We start from the raw sequence: 21,609 nt of genomic DNA on the forward strand, positions 1-21,609 counted from the left end.
CGCTGTGCTCCTTGTTCAGATGATGCCGCGGCTGCGCCACAGCTCGCGGGTGGTGGCGTCGATGCCATGGGCTTCGAGTACGCGATCGGTGTGTTCACCGAGTGTTGGTGCCGGGCTGCGGACCTGGCCAGGTGTGGCCTGCAACTTGGGCACGATGCCGGGCAGGGTCACCGGCGTGCCGTCGCCGAGCCGGGCCTCGAGCAGCATGCCGCGGGCCTGGTAGTGCGGGTCGTTGGCGATGTCCTGGGCGTCGTAGATCTTGCCGGCGGGGATGCGCGCATCGTTCAGCGCCGCCAGCACGTCATCGAGCGGGCGCTCGGCCGTCCAAGCCGAGATGGCTGCGTCGATGCGCGCCACGTGCAGCACGCGGCCGTCGTTGTGCGCGAGCGCCGGGTCATTGGCCAGGTCGAGGCGGTCGATCTTTTCCATCAGGCGGCGGTAGATGCTGTCGCCGTTGCCGGCGATCAGCGCGTACTTGCCGTCCTGGCAGCGGTAGGCGTTGGTCGGTGCGATGCCCGGCAGGCTGCTGCCGGCCGGCTGGCGTACAGTCTGGAACACCGAGTATTCGGGCAGCAGGCTTTCCATCATGTTGAACACCGACTCGTACAGCGCCACATCCACCTGCTGGCCCTGGCCGCCATGCTGCTCGCGGTGGCGCAGGGCCAGGAGCACGCCGATCACGCCGTGCAAGGCCGACAGCGAATCACCGAGGGACACGCCGACCCGCACCGGTGTGCGCCCAGGCTCCCCGGACAGGTGGCGCAGGCCGCCCATGGCTTCGCCGATCACACCAAAACCTGGGCGGTCGCGGTAGGGGCCGGTCTGGCCGTAGCCGGACACTCGCAACATCACCAGCTTCGGGTTGAGGGCGTGCAGTTCGTCCCAGCCCAGGCCCCAGTTTTCCAGGGTGCCGGGGCGGAAGTTTTCGATGAGCACGTCGGCCTCTGCAATCAACTGCCTGGCCACCTCGCGCGCTTCGGGCTGGCGCAGGTCGAGGGTGACCGATTGCTTGTTGCGCGACTGTGCGGCCCACCACACCGACGTGCCGCCGTGCAGCAGGCGCCATTTGCGCAGGGGGTCGCCCGTGGCGGGCGGTTCGATCTTGATCACTTCGGCGCCGAACTCGGCGAGCATCTTCGCAGCGAATGGCCCGGCGATCAGCTGGCCCATCTCGACTACCTTGATGCCTTGCAACGGCAGGGTCATGGCGTTGTCCGCTCTTGTGGTTGGTATGTGCCGATAGTCCTCGTCTGGCGGGCCGATGAAAATTGGCGAATTCTCCAGTACCCTTTCCCAAATCGAAAGGCTGGGAGTGCGCCATGAACCTGTTGCATGTGGACTTGCTGTCGTTGCGCCTGCTGTTGCTGGTGGCCGATACGCGCAACCTGACCCAGGCGGCGCGGTTGGCCAATATGTCGCTGTCGGCCGCCAGCAAGCGCCTGGCCGAGCTTGAACGGCAGACCGAATGCGCGCTGCTCGAACGCTTGCCCCGCGGCGTCGAACTCACGGCGGCGGGGCTTGGCATTGCCGAACATGCCCGGCACATCCTCGATGGGGTCAACCGCATGGCCTGCGATGCCAATGACTTTGCCGCAGGTGTGCGCGGCCATGTGCGGCTCACGGCCAATACCTCGGCCGTGATCCAGTTCCTGCCGCAGGACCTGGCCCATTACCTGGCCAGCAACCCCCATGTGCGCATCGGTATGGACGAAGCCCTCAGTGATGACATCGTGCAGGCGCTGCAGCACGGCACGGCGGATATCGGCATCTTCGCCGACAACGTGGCCGCCGAGGGCATTCACAAGCGCTGTTACCGCCGCGACCAGTTGGTGCTGCTGGTGCCGAGCGGGCATGCCCTGGCCGGCCATGGGCGGATTCGCCTGGCCCAGGCGCTGGATTACGAGTTCGTGGCGTTGAACCAGGGCAGTTCACTGCTGCGCCGGGTCAGCGAGGCGGCGCTGGCCGATGGCAAGCTGCTCAAGGTGCGGATTCAGGTCAGCAGCTTCGATGGTATCTGCCGGATGATCGAGGCGGGGCTGGGGATTGGCGTGCTGCCACTGGCGTCGGTGCGAGCGGAGCTGCTGGGGCAGCAGTTGCAGGCCATCGTGCTGGAGGACCAGTGGGCGCTGCGTACGCTGTATGTCGGGGTGGCCGAGCAGGCGAGCCTTTCGCCTGAGGCAACCCGGTTGTTCGAATACCTGGGCTCGCTCGACGGGGGCGATCAGCCTTTGATGGCGGGTTGAGCGTCGGCGGTCTCGGTGACCACCTGCTGGCGGGTGGAGCGTTCGATAACACGTTTGCGCAGTTCGTATTCGTCCAGCGACAGGCTTTGGCGCTGGATCGACTCGAGTTGCAACTGGCGGGTTTCCTCGGCGGTGTAGGGGCGCAGTTCGGGGTGGCTGGCGCAACCGGTGAGCACGGCGATGGCGGTGGCGGTGAGGGCAGCGAGCAGCAGGCGGGCCGTGGTGTTCATCGGGGGAAGCTCCAGGATTCGGGTGATGAGAATCGATGGAGCTAGGTTATTGATTGCTGGCGATGGGTAGAAATTGGTGTTGTCGATAGTGACTATCGAGGCTTCTACAAGTTATCAGTCCGTGGCTACACGGTGGGTAGGTGCGAAGTGAATTTCAGCGGCCACCTGAACAAGGAATGGTTAGTTGAGCACCTGCATAGTTGCGCTACGCTGGAAAAACATTGCCGTGGCGTATTACCTGCCCGCATGAGTGCAAGTATGCGCACCATGCTCGTCTGAAACATGGCATCCGTCAGTTCAGGCCTACCCCGAGGGGCAGTGTATGAGTGGACGTTTACTGGAACCCGTCGATCGCATTACCGAAGTGATGTTCGGCCTGTTGATGGCCACGACCTTCACCGGTTCGCTGAGCGTGGCCACGGCCGGGCGGGAAGATGCCCGCCTGATGCTGATCGCGGCCTTTGGCTGCAACCTGGCCTGGGGCCTGGCCGATGCGGTGATTTACCTGCTGCGCACCTGGACCGAGCGGACCCGCAGCCGCACCTTGCTGGCCCGGCTGCTCGCCGACGAGAACGGGCGCGAGGGGCGCCAGCTGATTGCCGACGCGCTACCGGCACGCATTGGCGAGGTGGTGGATGAACACGGCCTGGAATTGCTCAGGGTCCACCTGCTGCGCAACGGCCGGCAACCGATGCCCGCGCGCCTTGGCCTGCAGGACTTCAAGGCGGCACTGGCGACCTTCTTGCTGGTGGTGCTGGCGACCTTCCCGCTGGTCATCCCGTTCCTGTTGATCGCACACACCGGCACCGCCATTCGGGTTTCCAACCTTGTCGCCCTGGCGATGCTGTTCCTGGCCGGCTGGCTGTTGGCGCGCTACTCCGGCGGCCGCGGGGTGCTGACTGGCGTGGCCATGACGCTGGTCGGGGTCGCGCTGATTCTGGCCATCATTGCCTTGGGTGGCTGATGCAGGGTCAGTATTTGATGTCTCTGGCGCGCTCGCGCCCTTGCTGTTTGGTATGGCGTTTGTCCTGCCGGCAACCGGCATTGCTTTTCTGGTCGGCGTGGCGGCAGTCCTGTTTGGTCTGGCGTGCACCCTGACGGGTTTCCTGGCGCACTTCGCGTGCTGCCTGGCGCCGTTCGGCGCGGTCGGTAACCGCCGCCCAGCCCTGTAACGTGGTGGCGCACAACAGCACAGCCACGCAAAAACGGAAAGCGCTTGAAGTTGCCATTACCAAGCCTCCTGCTGGGTTGGTTCATAGCCGAAAAATGCTCGGGGCTATTAAGTACAGTTCCGTTTCGATTGGCGACCTAGATTTAAAGGCAGTAAGCCCCGTTGCCATTAGTGCGTTGAAATCCAATGTACGAGAGTGGTTGAAAATGGTGCCTTTGCTACCCTTATCGCACGGCAGCGACTGGCCGGTTGTGCAACTCACTCTTTCACGCGGTATGGCCAGATGGGGAACTGCGATGCGCATGCCATTGTTATGCGTCTTGTCGGTGGTGTTGTGCCTTGACGCTGCAGCCAGCATGGCGCTGGCCGAGGACCTGCCAGCACCCGACCCGGCGCCTGCCGAAGCCAGGCAGGCAGTGTTCAACCAGGAACAGCTCGACCAGATGCTCGCGCCGATCGCCTTGTATCCAGACCCGCTGCTGGCTCAGGTGCTGATGGCGTCGACCTACCCGGGTGAGGTGACCGAGGCTGTGGCCTGGTCCAAGGCCAATCCCAAGGCCCAGGGCGATGATGCGGTCAAACAGGTGGCCAAGCAGACCTGGGACCCGAGCGTGCAGTCGCTGGTGGCGTTCCCGCAGGTGCTGGTGGTGCTCGGCCAGGACCCGGTCTGGGTCCAGCGGCTGGGCGACGCCTTCCTGGCGCAACCCGATGACGTGATGGCGGGCGTCCAGCGGCTGCGCCATCAGGCACAGGCGGCCGGCAACCTGACCAGCAACCAGTACCAGAACGTCACGGTGCAGGCTGCGCCCGCAGCGGCGCCTGCCCCGGCCCCGGCCAGCTCGGGCGGGGCGCAGAGCGCGCCAGCCAGCAGTTCGTCGACCAGCACCATCATCATCCAGCCGGCCGACCCGCAGGTGGTGTACGTGCCTACCTACAACCCGACCACCACCTATGGCACCTGGGCCTATCCTGCCTCGCCGCCGGTGTACTACCCGCCGTCGCCGATGTACTACGCGGGCACCGCACTGATGGCCGGGCTGGCCTTCGGCGCTGGCGTGGCGATCATCGACTCGGTGTGGGGTGATTGCGACTGGAACAACGGCGATGTCGATATCGACGTCAACCGCTACAACAACATCAACCGCAACAACCGCATCACCAACAACCAGAACAAGTGGCAGCACAACCCCGCCCACCGTGATGGCGTGCCCTACCGCGACAACCGCAGCCGCCAGCAATTCGGCCGCCAGCTTGACGGGGCCAACCAGCGCGCGGCGTTCCGCGGCGACGATACCCAGCGTGCCCAGGCCCGTGATCGCGCCCGCAGCTCGATGGACCGCGCAGGCATCGAGCGCCCGGCTACCAGCAACCGCGAAGCCCGTGACAGTGCACGCCAGGCCCGCGCCGAGGGCGGCGTGGGCAACCGCATGCAAGGCGCCAACAACAACGCGCGCCCTGCCGACCGCCGTGCGGAGCCACGCACGACGCGTGACAACACCCGCGATCACCAGCAGGCGCGCAACCAGGTCAACCAGCGGCGCCAGGGTGAAGGCCAGGCCCGTCAGGCCGTACAGAACCGCACCGGTAACACGGCAGGCCGGGCACGCAACAACGCCTTCGACGGTGTGCGCTCGCCGTCGCGTACCACGGCGCAGGCCAACCGCGGCCGTACCAGTCAGTCGTTTGCCCAGCGGCCCGGCACCTCGCGGGCGGCCGGGCATCAGATTTCCCGCCCCAGTGCGCCGGCGCGTCGCGGTGGTGGAGGTGGCCGTCGATGAACAACAAGACAACCATTGCGGCGTTGCTGATGGGCCTGGGCATGGCCTGGAGCAACCTGGCCGCCGCGCAGGAAGCATTCCCGACGCCGGAGCAGGCGGTCGAGTCGTTCGTCCAGGCGCTGGGCGTCGAGCACGCCGACGAAGCGCGCCTGGCGCAGTTGCTCGGTGATGACTGGCGCACCTACATTCCACGCGAAGGCGTGCAGCGCAGCGACGTCGATGCTTTCCTCGAGCAGTACAAGGCCGGGCATCAGATCGACAAGCAGGGCGACAGCAAGGCCATCCTCGCCGTGGGCCCCGAACACTGGACCTTGCCCATTCCGCTGACCAAGGCCGCCAGCGGCTGGCGCTTCGACCTCAAGGCCGGCAGTGCCGAAATTCGCGCCCGGCGCATCGGCCGCAACGAACTGGCCGCCTTGCAGTCGGTGCTCGCCTATCACGACGCGCAGATGGACTACGCCTCGCAGGACCGCAACGGCAACGGCGCCCTGGAGTATGCCCAGCAGATCTTCAGCACCCCCGGCAAGCACGACGGCTTGTTCTGGGAGGACGAAGAGGGCGGTGAGATCAGCCCGTTGGGGCCGCTGTTCGGCAAGGACGTGGTGGGGGACGCCTGGTACGGCTACCACTTCCGCATCCTCGATGCCCAGGGCCCGTCAGCACCGGGCGGCGCCTACAGCTACCTGATCGGCAACCAGATGAGCCGCGGTTTCGCCCTGATTGCCTGGCCGGCGAAGTATGACGACACCGGCGTGATGAGCTTCATGATCAGCCATGATGGGCAGGTGTTCGAGAAGGACCTGGGGCCGCAGAGCGACAAGATTGCCAAAGCCATGAAGCGCTTCGACCCGGACGACAGCTGGAAGGAGGTAGACGTCAACGCCAGCGAATGAGGGCGGGGCAGCGCACCGGCAGCGCCGGACTGGGTTGAAACTACCCAGTGTTGTTCCGCTTTGGTGCGCGCCCGCCTCAAAACAGGTCTCCAAGCACAGGTTTGCGTCGCTTGATTGGTCTATTGGTGTGCAGACTGAACAGGGATGGTTGTGCCGATTGCCCGCAAATTTACCGGTTACAGCGATTGGCAAAAGCGGCCCGCATATTGCTCCCTGCTGTCGCAACGACAACCCGGAGCACCGTGCCATGAGCTCACCTACCGAATTCCCGCTATGCGAAGCCCCAGTGTCATCGCGCAAGGGGCTGCTGCCCATCGCGATGGTGCTGTTCAGCTTTACCTTCTTCACCGGCACCATGTTTGCCGGCGGCAAGCTGGGCATGGCCTTCAACTTCGTCGACATGCTGTGGGTGGCCGCCATCGGCAATACGCTGCTGGCGCTGTATGCCGCAGCCTTGGCCTTCATCGCTTCGCGCAGCGGGTTGAATACCGTGCTGATGGGGCGCTTCTGTTTCGGCGAGGCGGGTAGCCGGCTTTCCGACTTCATCCTGGGTTTCGCCGAACTGGGCTGGTACGCCTGGGGCACCGCGACCGTGGCGATCGTGCTGGTCAAGCTGCTGGGCCTGGCGGGCGGTTTCACGGTGCCGTTGATGGTGCTGTTCGGCCTGGGCTTCAGCATCACCGCGATCATCGGTTTCAAGGGCCTGGACCTGCTGTCGCGGGTGTCGGTGCCGCTGATGTTCGCGCTGCTGCTGGTATCGATGTACATCGCCACCGGCGATGCCGGCGGCTTTGCCGGCCTGGCAGCGGTGGTACCGCATGAAACCATGACCTTCTCGGCAGCGGTGACCATGGTCTTTGGCACCTTCGCCAGCGGCGCCACCCAGGCGACCAACTGGACCCGGCTGTCGCGCAGCGGGCGGGTGGCGGTAATGGCCAGCATCGTCGCTTTCTTGCTCGGCAACGGCCTGATGGTGGTGGCCGGGGCCTGGTGCGCGATGGTCTATCAGCAGGCCGACATCGTCGAAGTGATGATGCTGCAAGGGCTGTCGTTTGCGGCGGTGGTGATGCTCTGCCTGAACCTCTGGACCATCCAGGGGCCGACCATCTACAACGTGTCGGCAGCCGCCTGCCACTTGCTGCGCAGCGAGCGTCGCCGCACCGCCACGCTGGTCGCGGCAGCGGTGGGCATCGTGCTGGCGATCGGCGGCATGTATGAAATGCTGATTCCGTTCCTGGTGCTGCTGGGTTCGATCATTCCGCCGGTGGGCGGGGTGATCATGGCCGATTTCTGGTACCGCCACCGTGGCAAGTACCCGGCGCTGGCTTCGGTGCAACTGCCGCGCTACAACTTCATGGGGCTGGGGGCCTACGCGCTGGGTGCAGTGCTGGCCTACGCCTCGCCGTGGGTCGCGCCGCTGGTGGGCATTGGTGCCTCGGCCCTGTGCTACATCATCATGCTTGAACTGCGTGGCCGCGGCCGGGCGCTGGGCCAGGCGGGCACCGAGCCGTGAGCCTGGCGCTGGAAGAGATATTGCACCTGCCGGGCCTGCAGGAGATGACCGTGCGTGCCGGTGCGCGCAACCTGCAGCGGCGGGTGCGCTGGCCGTACGTAGCGGAAAACGAAGGTATCGCCGAGTGGGTGATGGGGGGCGAGCTGGTGTTCGTCACCGGGATCAACCACCCCCGTGGCGAGGCCAACTTGCTGAGCCTGGTCGAAGACGGCGAGGCGGTGGGGATTGCCGGGATGGTGATCCTTACCGGCGGCGCCTTCATCCAGGCCATTCCGCTGGCAGTGATCGCCCGCGCCGAGCAACTGGGCCTGCCGTTGATCGAGCAGCCCTATGCCCTGAAGATGGTGGTGGTCACCCACCTGATCGGCACCGCCCTGGTACAGATGAACCAGGTACGCCGGTCACGCAACGACATCCTCGGCCAGTTGCTCAGCGGCGACTATCCAAGCCTGGCCATCGCCCGCCAGCGCGCAGCGCACCTTGAGCTGGCACTGGATGAGCCGCGTCGCGTGGTGGCGCTGCGCCTGCTGCACGTCGAGCAGTTGTTCGAGCGCCATGGCCTGGCCCAGGGCGAGCGCCTCTGGCAAGCTATCCGGCAGGCCCTGGAGGACCAGCTCGAAGCCTGGTGCCGCAAACGGCCGGGGACGGTGACGGCGCAGTTGCCGGGCGACCTGCAGGTGTTGCTGCTGGCGGATGCCGCCGACCTGCCGGCAACCCTGGCCGCGCTGCATCGGCAGTTGAGCGCGGCCGTCGGGGAGCTGGCCCTGTACATGGGCCTGTCGAGCCTGGCCGGCGACTGTGCGCACTACCGCCAAGCGCTCAGCGAGGCGCGCCAGGCCCTTGAGGTGGCGCAGCACCTGCACCCGGCCAACGGCTTCTGCGATTTCAGCGAACTGGGTGTATTGCGCCTGCTGCAAGGCATCGTCGACCGCTCGCTGATCGACGACTTCGTCGCCCAGACCCTCGGCCCGCTGATCACCCCCGGGCGCAAACAGCCGCATGTGCTGGTACACACCCTCGACGCCCTGCTCAAGGAAAACGGCAACGGGCTCAAGGCAGCCCAGCGCCTGGGCCTGCATCGCAACACCATCAACCAACGTATCCAACGCATCGAACAACTGAGCGGGCAATCCCTCGACGACCCGCTGTTTCGCATGAACGCTTCCGTCGCCATGCTGGTATGGCGCATGAACGAAGACCAAGGTAAGGGGTAACGCCATGAACATCATCAACGCCCGCCTGCGTGGCAAAAGCGGCCTGTTCCGCATCGAGCTGGAAGGCGAGCGCATCGCTGCCATCACGTCACAGGCCGACGTGGCCGCCCCGGGCCATCCGGATGACCTGGATGCCCAGCAGAACCTGGTGGTGGCGCCCTTCGTCGAGCCGCACATCCACCTGGACGCCACCCTCACGGCGGGCGAGCCGAAGTGGAACATGAGCGGCACCTTGTTCGAAGGCATCGAACGCTGGGCCGAGCGCAAGGAAATCACCACCCACGACGACATCAAGACCCGCGCCACCAAGACCATCGGCATGCTGGTCGACCATGGCATCCAGCACGTGCGCACCCATGTCGACGTCACCGACCCCAAGCTCACCGCGCTCAAGGCCATGGTCGAAGTGCGCGAGGAGGTGCGCCATCTGGTCGACCTGCAGATCGTCGCCTTCCCCCAGGAAGGCATCGAGTCCTACGCCAATGGGCGGGCACTGATGACCGAAGCGGTGGCCATGGGCGCCGATGTGGTCGGCGGCATCCCGCATTTCGAAAACACCCGCGACCAGGGCGTGTCGTCGATCAAGTTCCTGATGGACCTGGCCGAGCGCACCGGCTGCCTGGTGGACGTGCATTGCGATGAAACCGACGACCCGCAGTCGCGCTTCCTCGAAGTACTGGCCGAAGAGGCGCGGGTGCGTGGCATGGGTGCGCGGGTCACGGCCAGCCACACCGTGGCCATGGGTTCCTACGATAACGCCTACTGCTACAAGCTGTTCCGCCTGCTGAAGATGTCGGGGATCAACTTCGTCTCGTGCCCCACCGAAAGCATCCACCTGCAAGGGCGCTACGATGGTTACCCCAAGCGCCGCGGCTTGACCCGTGTGGCCGAGATCGACCGTGCCGGGATGAACGTGTGCTTTGGCCAGGATTCCATCGTCGACCCGTGGTACCCGCTGGGCAACGGCAACATCCTGCGCATTCTCGAGGCCGGGCTGCACATCTGCCACATGCTCGGCTACGAAGACCTGCAGCGCAGCCTGGACCTGATCACCGACAACAGCGCCCGCACCCTCAACCTCGGCGAGCGCTATGGCATCGAAGTCGGGCGGCCGGCCAACCTGCTGCTGCTGTCGGCACCGGATGACTACGAAATGGTCCGCAGCCAGGGCCATGCGCTGGTCTCGGTGCGCAACGGCAAGGTGCTGATGCGCCGTACGCCGGCGCAGGTCGAGCGCTTTGCCTGACAACGCAGGCAAGTGGTAACGGAACCCGCGCGTCATGGCGCGCGGGTCTTGTCCAGACGCAAGCTAAGCGATTGTTAAGGTCGCCCCTCCCAAGAACAATCATCAGCGTCGGCGAAGTACTACTGCCGAGCGACCTGCCTGGATCCCCGAATATGCCTGCTAGATCTTCTGTACAGTCGCCGGCGGTGGTGACCGTGGGTATGCTGCAGGGCGGCAGCGCGCCGAACATCGTGCCGGAAAGCGTCGACATGGCCGGCACCATCCGCACCTACGACCCTGGCGTGCGCGCGCAGGTGGCCGCAGATGTGAAGCTGACCTCCGAGAAAATCGCCGAGAGCGCCGGGGCTACGGCCAAGGTGTCGATCGTGCCGGCCTACGATGTGACGATGAACGACGCGCAACTGGCCGCACGCATGGCGCCGGTGCTCGGCCGCGCGGCCCATGGCAAGGTCGCGACATCGCCGCTGGTGGGGGCGTCGGAGGACTTCTCGTTCTTTGCCGGGCAGGTGCCGGCGTTGTACTTCTACCTCGGGGTCACGCCGCAAGGGCAGGACCCGGCCAAGGCCGCGCCCAACCACAACCCGCGCTTCTTCGTGGATGAAAGCGCGCTGATCGTGGGGGCGCGGGCGTTGTCGGGCGTGATCGTGGACTTCCTGACGCAGCAGGCTGGCAAGCAGTAGCTGACGAAGGCTACGGCCAGCCTCTCTGGCTCATCAGAAGCCTTCCAGCACGATCTTGCCGCGCGCCTTGCCGCTTTCGATCATGGCGTGGGCGCGCTTGAGGTGCTCGGCGTTGATGGTGCCGTAATGCTCGCCCAGGGTCGTCTTCAGCACGCCCTCATCAACCAGCTGCGCCACGCGATCGAGCAGTTGGTGTTGCTTGACCATGTCCTCGGTCTTGTACAGCGAACGCGTGAACATGAGCTCCCAGTGCAGCGAAAGCGACTTGCGCTTGAGCGGCATGACATCCAACTGCGCCGGGTCGTCGATCAATGCCAGCTTGCCTTGTGGGCGCAGTACTTCCACCAGTTGTGCCAGGTAGCTGTCGGTGTGGGTCAGGCTGATCACGTAGTCGACCGAATCCAGCTTGAGCGCTTCCAGCTGAAGCGGGAGCGATTCGGTGTGGTCGATGACGTGGTGGGCACCCAGTTGCTGGACCCAGGCCTGGGTTTCGGGGCGCGAGGCGGTGCCGATGACTGTCAGCCGGGTGAGCTTGCTGGCGAGCTGGACCAGGATCGAGCCCACGCCGCCGGCGGCACCGACCACCAGCAGGCGCTGGCCCTGGCCGCCGTTTTCCTCGATGCCCAGGCGGTCGAACAGCAGTTCCCAGGCGGTGATGGACGTGAGGGGCAGGGCGGCGGCGCTGGCGTTGTCCAGGTTGCGGGGCTTGTGCCCGACGATGCGCTCGTCCACCACGTGGAACTCGCTGTAGCTGCCGGGGCGGTCGATGGCCCCGGCGTAGAACACTTCATCACCGGGACGGAACAACGTCACCTGGTCGCCAACCTCGCGCACGATACCGACGGCGTCCCAACCCAGCACCTGGGGTTGCTCACCCCCGCGGCTGGCGCGGATCTTGGTATCGACCGGGTTGACGGCGATGGCCCTGACTTCGACCAGCAGGTCCCGCGGGCCGGGTTTCGGCTTGGGCAGTTCTGCGTCGTACAGCGACTGTGGGTCGTGGATCGGCAAACCGGGTTGGGTGTAAACGACAGCCTTCATTGGCGCTACCTCTTGGGCATTCGAAAAGTGGGTTCAGGCTATTCCTTTCGTTTCAAACGATAAACAGCCCAAATGGCGCAACACTTTCACTGCAGCAGTGAAAAAGCCATGAACCGTCGCTTCATGGCTCTGTTCCTCGAGTGCTGATCAGCTTGCGCTGTAGCGCGGTGCGAGCTGGTTGCTGGACAACTGGCCGAACAGGGCCTGCCGGCTGGCCTGGTAGTGGTCGAAGGCTTGCAGGTCGTGCACCGACGGCAGCGAGATCAGCACACCGTTGTCGAAGTCCTGCAGTGCGCCGTCCACCAGGTCCTGGGCGGACATCACGATGCCGGGGTCGAGGTTCTCCACTGGCAAGCCGCCGATCTGCCAGAAGTCGGTGGCAGTGGCACCGGGTAATACCGCCTGGACCTGCACGCCTTGCTCTGCCAGCTCCTTGTTCAGTGACTGGGTAAACGCCGTGACATAGGCCTTGCTGGCACCGTACACGCCGTTGAGCAGTTCCGGCGCCAGGCTGACCACGGACGAAATGTTGATCACCGCCCCCTGCCGACGAGCGACGAAACCAGGCACTGCCGCGTAGGTGAGGCGGGTGAGGGCCGTGACGTTGAGGCTGATCATCTCGGCCATGCGCTCGACGTCGCTCTCCAGCAGGGTGGTGTGGGTACCGATGCCGGCGTTGTTCACCAGCAGGCTGATGCTGGCGTCCTCGCGCAGCTTGCGCTCCACCTTGGCCAGGTCCTCGGCATTACCCAGGTCGGCCGGGAACACTTCGACGTTCTGCCGGGTTTCGCTGGTGAGCCGGCCGGCGAGCGCGTTCAGGCGTTCCCGATTGCGAGCCACCAGCACCAGGTCATAGCCGCGGCGGGCCAGGCGCTCTGCGTAGATCGCTCCGATACCGGTTGAAGCGCCCGTGATGAGCGCGGTGCCTTTGAATTGCTGCGTCATGGTGATGCTCCGTTGCTTGGGTGTGGAGCCATGATGCAGAAAGTGTTTTGTGGCTTAAATGACGTATATGGTAAGTTTTCAGGACATAAGGCGCAGGAGGGTTCACGATGCATCGGGTCGGCTATCTGATTACTGAAGGCTTCCAGATCATGTCTCTGGCGACGCAGACCGTGTTCGAGTTCGCCAACATCTCGGCGGGCGAAACGGTGTACAGGGTCCAGAACTTCTCCATCGAGGGCGGGATGGTGCGCTCCTCCCTGGGCATGCATATCGAGACGCTGCCACTGGGCGCGCCCGGCCTTGCGGACACCTGGATGGTCACCGGCACGCTGACGCCACTGACACCACCAAGTGAGGCCGTGCTGGCCAGCGTGCGCGGTTTCGTCGATGGCGCACGCCGGACCGCTGGCCTGTGCACCGGCGGCTTCATGCTGGCCCAGGCCGGCGTGCTGGATGGCCGGCGCGCCACCACTCACTGGGCTTACGCCGCGAAGCTGCGCGAGCTGTTCCCTCAGGTGGCAGTGGAGGAAGACCGGATATTCATCGTCGATGGCTCGATCTGGACCTCCGCCGGCATGACCGCTGCCCTGGACATGGCCCTGGGCATGGTGGAAAAGGACCTGGGCGCCGAGCTGGCCAGGTCAGTGGCGCACAAGATGGTCATGCACCAGCGCCGCTCCGGTGGGCAATCCCAGCATTCCGAATTGCTGTCGCTGTCGCCCAAGTCGGACCGTATCCAGCACGCGCTGGATTACGCCCGCCAGCACCTCAGCCGGCCGCTGAGCGTGGAGGAGCTTGCCGACGTGGTGCACCTGAGCCCTCGGCAATTCACTCGTGTATTTACCGCAGAAACCGGCCAATCACCGGCCAAAGCTGTGGAGAGCCTGCGCCTGGAGGCTGCCCGGGTGATGATCGAGCAGAGCCGGCACAGCCTGGACACAGTGGCCCGGGAGACTGGCTTTCGCGACCGGCGGCATATGCGCGAGGTGTTCATGCGTGGGTTTGGTGTGCCACCGCAGGCGGTGCGCAGGGACGCACGACGCGTAGTGGCTGGCTGAAGCGCTGGCTGAAGACGAGATGCCGGGCTGCAAGTCAGCTGCAGGCGCCCAATCGCTGCTCCTTGCTTCGCTTCACCACCCTCAGGCTCACCTAAGTTTTCATCCGTAACCTCCGCAGCGAAATCCCCTGACGGGACTGGAGGAGGTAACAGCCGATGAATACTGCCAGTAAAGGTTGGCTCAACAAGGTACCAGAAGTGACGCTGTCCTTCTGGATCATCAAGATCATGTCCACCACGGTCGGCGAGACCTTCGCCGACTTTCTCGCCGTCGACGTCGGCTGGGGCCTTGCCATTACCAGTGCAGTGATGGCAGTGCTGCTGGCTGGCGCGTTGGCCCTGCAAATGCGCAAGCGCAACTGCGAGCCTTGGATCTACTGGCTCTGCGTGGTGCTGGTGAGCATTCTGGGCACCCAGATTACCGACATCCTGACTGACGAACTGGGCATCAGCCTGTACGCCAGCACGGCGTTTTTCTCTGCACTTCTGGTCGCCAATTTCGCGGTCTGGTACGCGGTCGAACGCAACCTGTCCATTCGCGAGATCGTCACCGCACGGCGCGAAGGCTTCTATTGGGCCACCGTCCTGTGCACCTTTGCCCTGGGTACTGCCGGGGGGGACCTGGCGACCGAGGCGCTTGGCCTTGGCTTCAGTCTCGGTTGCGTCATCTTTGCCGCGTTGATCGGTGCCTGCCTGCTCGCCTGGCGCCTGGGTGCCAGCACGGTGCTGGTGTTCTGGGTGGCCTACATCCTGACGCGCCCGCTCGGGGCTTCCCTGGGTGACCTGCTGACCCAATCCCGTGATTACGGTGGTCTCGGCATGGGGGCGACCTGGACCAGTGCGATCTTCCTGTGCGTCATTTTCATTTTGGTCTGCGCTGCCCAGTTTGCTGCCGGCCAATCCAAGCGACTTACCTCTTGATAGCGAGGCAGTACCCATGATCTCCAACGCTCTGATCAGAACCCTGGCCATCGCCTGTGTCGCCAGCGCAGTACTGGTTACCCAAGGCTGTTCCAAACAGGATGAACCGGCACAGGCCGCAGGCATCCATGCCCCGACCAAGCTTGGCGACCTCAGCGCATTCCGGGCCATTGCCGTGGATGTTGCCGCCAAGGTCGATGCCCAGGACCTGCCAGCTGCCAAGGCGCGTATCAAGGACCTGGAAAAGAGCTGGGACGACGCCGAGGCCGGGATCAAACCGCGTGCCGCCAGCGACTGGCATGTGCTGGACAAGGCCATCGACCACGCACTGGATGCGCTGCGGGCCAGCCAGCCACAGCAAGGCGAATGCAAGGCAGCAATGGCCGACCTGCTGAAGGCGTTCGACAGCCTGCAAGGGCAGGGCTGAGGCCAGGAGCGGCAATACCCTATCGGTCGCCGGCTGCTCGGGCTATTGTTGCCTCCACAGGTTCACAGCGGGGAAGCCCATGCGGGTACTACTGGTCGAAGATGACAGCATGATCGCCCAGGCGTTGCAGGACGCACTGAGCGCTGCGGGGTACGCGGTGGATTGGGTTGCTGACGGCCTGGCGGCCGAAGCGGCACTGCGTACCCAGCCCTACGACCAGGTACTGCTCGACCTCGGGCTGCCCGGGCAGGACGGCTTGCAGGTGCTGCAACGCCTGCGTGCCGCCGACAACCCGGTGCCGCTGCTGATCATCACCGCACGCTCGGGGCTCGATGACCGGGTGTGCGGGCTGGATGGCGGGGCGGATGACTTTCTGCAAAAACCCTTCGAGATGGCCGAACTGCTGGCCAGGATGCGTGCGGTCATGCGCCGCAAGGGCGGGCGCGCGGCCCCGGAACTGGGCAACGGTACGCTAAGCCTGGACCCGGTCAGCAAATGCGCGCGCGTGCTCGATCAACAACCCGTGCAGCTGTCCAACCGCGAGTTTGCCTTGCTCCAGGCGTTGCTGGTGCGCCCTGGCGCCATCCTCTCGCGCAGCGAACTGGAGGACCGGATCTACGGTTGGGGCAACGAGGTTGAAAGCAACGCCGTGGAATTCATCATCCATGCGCTGCGCCGCAAGCTGGGCAAGGACGTGATCCGCAATATCAGGGGGCTGGGATGGATGGTCTCAAAAAGCGCCTGAACCAGTCGCTGCAACTGCGCCTGTCGGTGGCGCTGTCGGTTGCGATCCTGTTGGTGGCGACCGTGAGCGGGACCTTCAGCTACATCACGGCCTACGATGAAGCGCTCGACCTGCAAGACAACAGCCTGCACCAGGTTGCCGCGCTTTACCTGCGTCAGGGCCTGGCGTTCCATTATTCGGGCAACGCGCAGCCCGCGGCCGCAGACGATGAAGAAACCCGTATCGTCATTCAGTACCTGGCCGATGGCCAGTCGGTCAGCCATGCCGACGACAGCCAGTTGCCGTTGCCCATTCCCGGCTCGGTGGCGGATGGCTTGTCGACGGTACGGGTGGGCAATGAACCCTTCCGCGTGCTGGTCAGTACCGATGCGGCCGGCAGGCGCTTTGCCGTGGCGCAGGAAATCGACAGCCGTAATCGCGATGCGCGCAAAAGTGCATGGCGTGCGTTGCTGCCCTTTGCCATCCTCTTTCCGATATTGCTGCTGGTGGTGGCCAACCTGATCCGCGAGCTGTTCAGGCCGGTCTCGACCTTGGCGGCAATGCTCGATACCCGCGACGACCAGGACCTGCGCCCGGTCGATGAGCGCCTGCTGGCAACTGAAATACGCCCGTTCGTACAGGCGATCAACCGGCTGCTCGGCCGGGTTGCGCGCACCCTTGAAGGGCAGAAGCGCTTTGTCGCCGATGCCGCCCATGAGCTGCGTACCCCGCTGACCGCGCTGTCACTGCAGGCGGAGGGCCTTGAGCACGAAGCCATGTCGGAGCGTGCAAAGCTGCAAGTGGCCAAGCTGCGCCGCGGTATCGGCAGGAGTCGCAAGCTGGTCGAGCAGCTGTTGGCATTGGCCAGCGCGCAACTGGCCGATGGGTTGCCAGGTTCGGTGTCACTGCATGAAACCTGCCGCCTGGTGTTGGAGGACTTGATGCCACTGGCAGAGCAGAAGCAGCTCGATATCGGCCTGGAAGGTGACGATGCGCAGCTGCCGATGCAGGAAGTCGAACTGCGCACCGCGATCAAGAACCTGGTCGAGAACGCCATCCGCCACGCACCAGTCGGTGGGCATGTAGACCTGCAAGCGCAGCAGGGCGCCGAATGGATTGAAGTGAGTGTGCGTGATGATGGCCCTGGCGTTGCTCCGCACGATTGGGAGCGGGTATTCGACCCTTTCTATCGGGGTGATCAGCAGGTCGGGGAAGGCTCCGGCCTGGGGCTGTCGATCGTGCGTACGATCGTCCAGCGTTCTGGCGGGGAAGTGACGGCGGGTTATGCCGATGAAGCCGCGCAGGTGGGCTGGCGCGTGTGCTTGCGTTGGCAGGTGGCGGTAGATTGAGCCCTGGGCACGGCCAGCGTGGTTCAGAAATCCACGGTTGCAGAGAACAGCAGCGAGCGTGGCGCCCCTTGCGAGAACGCCCCGTAAGATGCCACGCCTGACCAGTAAGCTGTGTCGAAAAGGTTCTGCACGGTGGCGCGGAATGTGGTGGGATGGTCGCCAATACGGGTGCTATAGCGCGCCCCGGCGTCAACTCTTACCCAGCTGTCGAGCTTTTGCGCGTTGCTCTGGTTGACGTATTGCTCGCCGGTGTAGATCAGCCCACTGGTCAGTGTCAGGCCCTCGATCCACGGCGTGTCCCATTCGCCCCAAAGGTTGGCTTGAACCTTTGGTACACCCACGGCGGTGTTGCCTTTGTTTGCGGCCACACGGGTGCGGGTCAGCCGCGCATCGAGCAGGGTCACGCCCGCCAGCAGGCGAAATTCCCGGGAGACTTCACCCAGCAGGCTGAGCTCGACGCCACGGTTGCGTTGTTCACCCTGCACGGCAAAGGACCCGCCCGCCAGCTCGCCGGAAGGCTTGGTGATCTGGAACAGCGCGAGCGTCGACATGAAGGTGCCGTAGTCCACTTTCAGCCCCACTTCGTGCTGGCGCGACACGTAGGGCGCGAAGACCTCACCGGCATTACTGGCGGCAGCGGGGGCAACATCGCCTTTGCTCAACCCTTCGAGGTAGCTGTAGTAGACCGACAGGTTTTCCAGGGGCTTGAACAGCACGCCGAACAGCGGTGTGGTCATGCTCTGATCGTAGTGGCTGGTGACGCCGTTGTAGTTGCTCGATTCGATGCGCTGTTGGCGCAGCCCCAGGGTGATCTGCAGGCGCTCTGCGAACAAGGAGACGGTATCGGCAAGCGCTGCGCCAGAGAGTTCGCTTGCGGAAACCTTGGGGGTGTCTGGTTGGGCAATGGCGGGTTGGGGGCGATCGACCGGGTGATAGATGTTCGAGAGCACGGGCGTTCCAGAGTTTATCCCGCGGCCCAGCTCGTCACGGTACCGGCTGACCTGGAGCGCGGCGCTGTGTGCGACCGGCCCGGTATCGAAGCGTAAACGGGCACCGGTATCTACCGTGTAGCGCTGCACTTCGAATTTGTAGTAGCCAGGGAGCGACGACGTATTGCCAGCGCTGTCGATGATGGTCGGGGTCTGGTCGGACAAGCGGGTTACCCGGGACTTGCCGCCGCCAGCATGGGCAAACAGCGTGAGCTGGTCGTTGATTGCGTAGTCACCACTGAGCAGCGCGGAGCGGTCATGGGTTTTCGACTGCCCCCAGTCCTGGCTCACGTTGGTGCGGCCATTTGCAGCCGAGGGTATCGGCACACCCTCGGCTATCAGAAAAGGCCGCGAAGCCGCGATGAAGGTTTCCTGCTGATCAATCAGGTCGAGGCTGGCACGCAAGCGGTCGCCTTGGTAATCGAATGAAAGTGCGCCGATGCCGAATTCACGATTTTGCTCATCGATCGCCGTGTCGCCCTGCTGAAGGGTGCCGTTAAAGCGCACTCCGAAGCGTCGTTCCTCTCCAGCGCGGCGGCTGATGTCGACGTGGCTGCCGAACTGCGAATCGAGCGCATAGCTTGTGGTAAGGCGGGTCAGGTCGTCATCGAGGGAGCGTTTGGGCACGACGTTGATCACGCCGCCCACGGTGCTATTGGGCGACATGCCGTAGAGCAGGGTGGCAGGGCCTTTGACGACTTCGATGCGTTCTGCGTAGTCGGTAAAGACCCGGTAATTCGATGCCACCCCGTAAACGCCATCGAAGGCGAGCTCGCCCAGGTTGCCCTCGCCAAGCGGAAAGCCGCGGATGAAAAACGAGTCGACAATGCCGCCCGCCTGCCCCGTGGAGCGCACGGACGAATCCCGTTCAAGCAGGTCGCCCACGGTGGTGGCTTGCTGATCCCGGATCATGGATGACGTGTAGCTGCTGATGCTCAACGGGGTGTCCATGACATCCCGGTTGCCCAGCAGTCCGAGCCGCCCGCCCACCGCTGTCTGGCCGCCGGAGTAGAGGGGCGGCAAGGTTTCAGTGCTTGCGAGCGGGGCCAGGCCTTTGATGTCGGTGTCCTCCAGGGTTACCTGGCGCAAGGCCAGGGTGTAGCTGCCGTCGTCCCGCCGCAGCATGACCAGGTTACTGTCGCCCAACAGGCGTTTCGCGGCTTCCTGCGAGGTGCACGACGCGACCAGGCCAGGGCTGAAAAGGCCTTCGGTAATTGCCGGCTGGAACGACAAGGCAATGCCGCTATCCATGGCGAAACGCGACAGCGTGGCGCCCATCGGGCCTGGTGGAATGTCGTAGGCGCGAACCACCCCATTGTCGAGCAGCGCAGGCACTTCGGCACTAGCGGGCGGGCAGCAGGACGCCAGCAGTACCAGGCTCAGCAGCGCGCTGCGAGCTACCGGCTGGAGTGGACGAGCCGGACGCAGGATACGCGCGACAAGCATGTATGACGGGCCTCGTTGACGACGATGCAAGGGGGGCTTGCCTGATAGCCAGCCGAGCGCGAAAAAAGTATCACCGGCGGGCAGCTTTATTTTCATCAGCCTGGAGAAAGCGTGATCCAGTAGCCGCCCAGATGGCCGGAAACCTTGATCCCGTACGTCTGCGTGAGCATGTTCAGGGTGCGCGAGGTTTCGCTTATGGGGTAGGCGCCGGATACGCGCAGCTCGGCGATGGCCGGGTCGCAGCGGACAAAGCCCCTGCGGTAACGCGCCAGTTCGGCGGCGAAGTCTGCCAGGCGCATCTTGTCTGCCATCAGCATGCCCTGGGTCCAGGCGCCGACATTTCGGTCGATGAGCGACACCTTGGCAAAGGTATGCGCCGAGAAGTCCGTGCGCTGGCCTGCATTGATTACCAGCGGCGGCGTCTGGTGGTTGTCGGCAAGCACGACTTTGACCGCACCTTCCAGTACGGCGAGGTGAGTGCGCGATTCATGCTCACGAACAGCGAATTTCGTCCCCAGTGCCTGCATGCTGCCTTGGGCTGTGGCGACCAGAAACGGGCGGGGCTGCGAGGACGGGTCGACGGCTGTTTGCACCATGATCTCGCCTGTGCGCAAGCGTATGAGACGCTGCCCGCCATCGAACAGCACGTCGATGGCTGTATCGGTGTTTAGGGTGACCCTGGAGCCATCGGCCAGCGTCAGCTCACGCCGTTCGCCAACCAAGCTGCGGTAGTCGGCGGTCCATTGCTGCCTTCGACTCAGTTGCCACCCGCTCCAGCCGGCTGGAACAACCGCCAGCAACAAGGCCAATTTGATCATGGCGGCGCGGCGTTCAGGGCTGTGCGGGCGATCCAGCACGGACATCGCCAGCGCCTGAGGCAAGCCACCCATGCGGCTCTGCAGCATCTGCGCACGCGCCCAGGCTTGCTGCCGTTCGGGGCTGCTGGTCTTCCACTGTTCCCATTCGGCCCGTTCGTTGTCGTCAAGCTCGCGCTCGCTCCAGCGCACCAGCCATTCAGCGGCTTCCTCGAGCGCTTGCGGGGCAGGTGCGGCGCCTTTGTCCAATACGGACACTTACTCCACCAGCAGCAGGCACTGCATGAAGGCTTGCTTCATGTAGCGCTTCACAGTGATCAACGATACACCCAGTTGTTCGGCGATATCCTCGTACTTGAGGCCGCTGATCTGCGACAGGAGGAAGGCGCGCCTGACCAATGGCGCAAGCGAGTCGAGCATCGCGTCGATCTGGTGCAGGGTTTCCAGTACCACGAAACGTAACTCAGGGGAGGGCACTTCCTGCACAGGCAAGCGCGCCAAGGCATCGAGATAGGCGCGTTCAAGTGCCTTGCGCTGATACCAGTTGATGAGAATGCCCTTCGCCACGCAACTGAGGTAGGCACGAGGCTGCTCGATCTGGGTCACTTTCGAGGCAAGCACACGGGTGAAGGTGTCCTGGGCAAGGTCCGCTGCATCCATGGCATTGCCGAGTTTCTTCTTGAGCGTTTCGTACAGCCAGCCATGGTGGCCGCTGTATAACGCTTCGATCACGCGCAGGTGAGTGTGGCTATCGGCGGGCAGGGTTTCGCTCATGGCTGCAGCTTTGTTGTAATTGAGAAGTATTAACAATGGTAGTGTGATCGTGCTTGCCAGGCAAGAGCGACGCACCAGCAGCCCGGCAAAGAAAAATGGCGAGGGGGGTGATACTTTTTCGAGGTTCGGCTGGCAATAGGAGTGATTAGCATT

At 64.2% G+C, this 21,609-nt stretch carries 21 protein-coding genes; 13 read left to right on the plus strand and 8 right to left on the minus strand.

Annotated features, from left to right (window positions below; genetic code table 11):
• Window positions 1-15 precede the first annotated feature (15 nt).
• A complete protein-coding gene (locus BUQ73_RS09985) occupies window positions 16-1,206 on the minus strand; it encodes a CaiB/BaiF CoA transferase family protein (protein WP_079227691.1) in 1,191 nt (396 codons plus the stop codon).
• Window positions 1,207-1,319: 113 nt separating this feature from the next.
• On the opposite strand from BUQ73_RS09985, the gene BUQ73_RS09990 reads away from it, so the two are divergent.
• Window positions 1,320-2,243 (plus strand): LysR family transcriptional regulator, encoded by a 924-nt coding sequence (locus BUQ73_RS09990; protein WP_079227692.1) that lies wholly within the window; start codon window positions 1,320-1,322, stop codon window positions 2,241-2,243.
• Here the strand turns inward: BUQ73_RS09990 and BUQ73_RS09995 are convergent.
• The gene (locus BUQ73_RS09995) at window positions 2,222-2,473 is read right to left on the minus strand and encodes a hypothetical protein (protein WP_079227693.1); all 252 of its coding nucleotides are present in this window, start codon (window positions 2,471-2,473) and stop codon (window positions 2,222-2,224) included. The genes BUQ73_RS09990 and BUQ73_RS09995 overlap by 22 nt on opposite strands.
• A 322-nt stretch (window positions 2,474-2,795) precedes the next feature.
• Here BUQ73_RS09995 and BUQ73_RS10000 point away from each other — a divergent pair, with 322 nt between their 5' ends.
• Window positions 2,796-3,437, plus strand: coding sequence for a VIT1/CCC1 transporter family protein (locus BUQ73_RS10000; RefSeq protein ID WP_079227694.1), 642 nt, complete (start codon window positions 2,796-2,798; stop codon window positions 3,435-3,437).
• 7 nt (window positions 3,438-3,444) lie between these two features.
• Here BUQ73_RS10000 and BUQ73_RS10005 read toward each other — a convergent pair whose 3' ends face one another.
• Window positions 3,445-3,702, minus strand: a complete 258-nt coding sequence (locus BUQ73_RS10005) for a hypothetical protein (protein WP_152031534.1) — start codon at window positions 3,700-3,702, stop codon at window positions 3,445-3,447.
• A gap of 238 nt (window positions 3,703-3,940) precedes the next feature.
• Here BUQ73_RS10005 and BUQ73_RS10010 point away from each other — a divergent pair, with 238 nt between their 5' ends.
• The 6 genes from BUQ73_RS10010 (at window position 3,941) to BUQ73_RS10035 (ending at window position 10,968) form a co-directional block, all read left to right on the plus strand.
• Window positions 3,941-5,422, plus strand: coding sequence for a DUF3300 domain-containing protein (locus tag BUQ73_RS10010; protein WP_079227695.1), 1,482 nt, complete (start codon window positions 3,941-3,943; stop codon window positions 5,420-5,422).
• The gene (locus tag BUQ73_RS10015; protein ID WP_079227697.1) at window positions 5,419-6,315 is read left to right on the plus strand and encodes a DUF2950 domain-containing protein; all 897 of its coding nucleotides are present in this window, start codon (window positions 5,419-5,421) and stop codon (window positions 6,313-6,315) included. The genes BUQ73_RS10010 and BUQ73_RS10015 overlap by 4 nt, the downstream gene beginning before the upstream one ends.
• Window positions 6,316-6,562: 247 nt before the next feature.
• Window positions 6,563-7,828, plus strand: a complete 1,266-nt coding sequence (gene codB, locus BUQ73_RS10020) for a cytosine permease (RefSeq protein ID WP_079227699.1) — start codon at window positions 6,563-6,565, stop codon at window positions 7,826-7,828.
• On the plus strand, window positions 7,825-9,042 hold the full coding sequence (locus BUQ73_RS10025; RefSeq protein WP_079227700.1) for a PucR family transcriptional regulator: 1,218 nt from the start codon (window positions 7,825-7,827) through the stop codon (window positions 9,040-9,042). Before codB ends, BUQ73_RS10025 begins: the two co-directional genes overlap by 4 nt.
• A gap of 4 nt (window positions 9,043-9,046) precedes the next feature.
• The gene (codA, locus tag BUQ73_RS10030; protein WP_079227702.1) at window positions 9,047-10,288 is read left to right on the plus strand and encodes a cytosine deaminase; all 1,242 of its coding nucleotides are present in this window, start codon (window positions 9,047-9,049) and stop codon (window positions 10,286-10,288) included.
• Window positions 10,289-10,440: 152 nt separating this feature from the next.
• On the plus strand, window positions 10,441-10,968 hold the full coding sequence (locus BUQ73_RS10035) for a M20/M25/M40 family metallo-hydrolase (RefSeq protein WP_237772763.1): 528 nt from the start codon (window positions 10,441-10,443) through the stop codon (window positions 10,966-10,968).
• A gap of 33 nt (window positions 10,969-11,001) precedes the next feature.
• Here the strand turns inward: BUQ73_RS10035 and BUQ73_RS10040 are convergent, their stop codons facing one another.
• Entirely contained in the window at window positions 11,002-12,009 is a 1,008-nt protein-coding gene (locus BUQ73_RS10040; RefSeq protein ID WP_079227703.1) for a zinc-binding alcohol dehydrogenase family protein, read from the minus strand.
• A 147-nt stretch (window positions 12,010-12,156) separates the two neighbouring features.
• A complete protein-coding gene (locus tag BUQ73_RS10045; protein ID WP_079227704.1) occupies window positions 12,157-12,954 on the minus strand; it encodes an SDR family NAD(P)-dependent oxidoreductase in 798 nt (265 codons plus the stop codon).
• Between the two features lie 107 nt (window positions 12,955-13,061).
• On the opposite strand from BUQ73_RS10045, the gene BUQ73_RS10050 reads away from it, so the two are divergent.
• The 5 genes from BUQ73_RS10050 (at window position 13,062) to BUQ73_RS10070 (ending at window position 17,432) form a co-directional block, all read left to right on the plus strand.
• A complete protein-coding gene (locus BUQ73_RS10050; protein WP_079227705.1) occupies window positions 13,062-14,012 on the plus strand; it encodes a GlxA family transcriptional regulator in 951 nt (316 codons plus the stop codon).
• A 155-nt stretch (window positions 14,013-14,167) separates the two neighbouring features.
• On the plus strand, window positions 14,168-14,932 hold the full coding sequence (locus BUQ73_RS10055) for a hypothetical protein (protein ID WP_079227706.1): 765 nt from the start codon (window positions 14,168-14,170) through the stop codon (window positions 14,930-14,932).
• A gap of 16 nt (window positions 14,933-14,948) precedes the next feature.
• Window positions 14,949-15,359, plus strand: coding sequence for a hypothetical protein (locus BUQ73_RS10060; RefSeq protein WP_079227707.1), 411 nt, complete (start codon window positions 14,949-14,951; stop codon window positions 15,357-15,359).
• Window positions 15,360-15,438: 79 nt separating this feature from the next.
• Window positions 15,439-16,104 carry a response regulator transcription factor gene (locus BUQ73_RS10065; RefSeq protein ID WP_079227708.1) on the plus strand — a complete coding sequence of 222 codons (666 nt, stop codon included), beginning with the start codon at window positions 15,439-15,441 and terminating at the stop codon, window positions 16,102-16,104.
• A complete protein-coding gene (locus tag BUQ73_RS10070) occupies window positions 16,080-17,432 on the plus strand; it encodes a sensor histidine kinase (RefSeq protein ID WP_079227709.1) in 1,353 nt (450 codons plus the stop codon). The genes BUQ73_RS10065 and BUQ73_RS10070 overlap by 25 nt, the downstream gene beginning before the upstream one ends.
• 23 nt (window positions 17,433-17,455) lie before the next feature.
• Here the strand turns inward: BUQ73_RS10070 and BUQ73_RS10075 are convergent, their stop codons facing one another.
• The 3 genes from BUQ73_RS10075 to BUQ73_RS10085 all read right to left on the minus strand — a co-directional run bounded on the left by BUQ73_RS10075 (window position 17,456) and on the right by BUQ73_RS10085 (window position 21,456).
• Window positions 17,456-19,867, minus strand: a complete 2,412-nt coding sequence (locus BUQ73_RS10075) for a TonB-dependent receptor (RefSeq protein ID WP_079227710.1) — start codon at window positions 19,865-19,867, stop codon at window positions 17,456-17,458.
• A gap of 95 nt (window positions 19,868-19,962) precedes the next feature.
• Window positions 19,963-20,940, minus strand: a complete 978-nt coding sequence (locus BUQ73_RS10080; RefSeq protein WP_079227711.1) for a FecR domain-containing protein — start codon at window positions 20,938-20,940, stop codon at window positions 19,963-19,965.
• Entirely contained in the window at window positions 20,941-21,456 is a 516-nt protein-coding gene (locus tag BUQ73_RS10085; RefSeq protein ID WP_079227712.1) for a sigma-70 family RNA polymerase sigma factor, read from the minus strand. It lies immediately after the preceding gene.
• Window positions 21,457-21,609 lie beyond the last annotated feature (153 nt).

This window comes from Pseudomonas putida, from assembly GCF_002025705.1.
Lineage (GTDB): Bacteria > Pseudomonadota > Gammaproteobacteria > Pseudomonadales > Pseudomonadaceae > Aquipseudomonas > Aquipseudomonas putida_J.